The sequence below is a fragment of the Sphingobacterium sp. 18053 genome, from assembly GCF_902706145.1.
Lineage (GTDB): Bacteria > Bacteroidota > Bacteroidia > Sphingobacteriales > Sphingobacteriaceae > Sphingobacterium > Sphingobacterium paramultivorum.
This window is the reverse complement of record NZ_CACSJW010000029.1, coordinates 1-1003: the sequence shown is the minus strand read 5'-3', so window position 1 is coordinate 1003 and position 1003 is coordinate 1. Positions and strand designations below refer to the sequence as shown.

At 65.0% G+C, this 1003-nt stretch carries 3 protein-coding genes; all 3 read right to left on the bottom strand.

The window, feature by feature from the left end; genetic code table 11:
- Positions 1-232: 232 nt before the first annotated feature.
- A complete protein-coding gene (locus GVK91_RS27125; protein ID WP_015967728.1) occupies positions 233-445 on the bottom strand; it encodes a hypothetical protein in 213 nt (70 codons plus the stop codon).
- 151 nt (positions 446-596) lie between these two features.
- A complete protein-coding gene (locus GVK91_RS27120; RefSeq protein WP_015967727.1) occupies positions 597-737 on the bottom strand; it encodes a hypothetical protein in 141 nt (46 codons plus the stop codon).
- 22 nt (positions 738-759) lie between these two features.
- The coding region (locus GVK91_RS27115; protein WP_200845722.1) for a hypothetical protein at positions 760-1003 on the bottom strand (244 nt) is incomplete at its 5' end.

The following is a 1003-nucleotide window of genomic DNA, read 5'->3' as shown; positions in this document are numbered from 1 at the left end:
CTGCTGCATATCCAGCAACGCGATTTCAGTCCGCACATTTTCCAAGCCACCGGTATTCCACGCCGACTCTTCCCTCGTCTGGTGGAAGCGGGTGAACAGATTGGTACGCTACAGAACAGCGCCGCAGCAATGCTCGTTTTTTTTTTCAAGCAGAAGACGGCATACGAGATGTAGAGAGGTCTCGTGGGCTCCTATCCCGTTGCGATTGTTTCGATTACCTGCCCGAGGCCCGCTAGTCGCGGGCCATGTGGGCGAGGTTCTGCGGCGAGAACCGCAGCGTGCGACCCGATCGGTCGAGCTTCACCGACACGCGAGTGCGGCCGACGAGCACGACCTCGCCGTAACGGTCGCCCTGCATGAACTGCGGGGTGATCGGGTGAACCGCGACCCGCTGGCCGACGGCGAACTCAACAGCCGACTCGCCGTAAACGTGGGTGTTGTGCATGAGGCCCTCCTCGGGCTCGGGGCGGGGCCGGTTGCCCCGCGCTTGCGGTGTCGGTGTTGAGCTGTCAACAGTTAAGCATGCGTGGTGTTGACCTGTCAACACGAAAACGCCGCAAGCGTTGCAGCCTGCGGCGTTTCGCGTTTCGTGGTGGTCAGTCGTCGGTCAGCTCGGGCAGATCGTTCAAGTCGCCCGGCACCTGGCCGAGGCCCACCACAATGCCGACACCGGCGGCCACCTGAGCCCCGAGGGCGACCACCAGGGCCACCGCGGTGCCCGCTATCCACTTGCGCATCGTTTGTGTCTCCTCGCTTGAATCAGGCCGCGTTGCGGCGGGTTTTGTTGATGCGGTGAACCGTGCGAATCCGCTCGGGGTAAAACGAGCGACACGCCTCATGCCCGGCCGGGCCGCCAATGAAGTCGAGCACCAGGCGGCCCGCGCTCGTCGTCGTCGCCCGCATGTAGCGGAACCGGCCGCGCTCGCCGCGGATCGACACCTCGGTGCCCGGCTCAAGCGTGCGGCCGTGCACGACGACCTCGGGCTGCGCCGCAGGTGGGGGC

Coding starts and splice junctions, on each gene's coding strand:
- GVK91_RS27120 (WP_015967727.1), bottom strand. CDS start 737: ATGCGCAAGTGGATAGCGGGCACCGCGGTGGCCCTGGTGGTCGCCCTC.
- GVK91_RS27125 (WP_015967728.1), bottom strand. CDS start 445: ATGCACAACACCCACGTTTACGGCGAGTCGGCTGTTGAGTTCGCCGTC.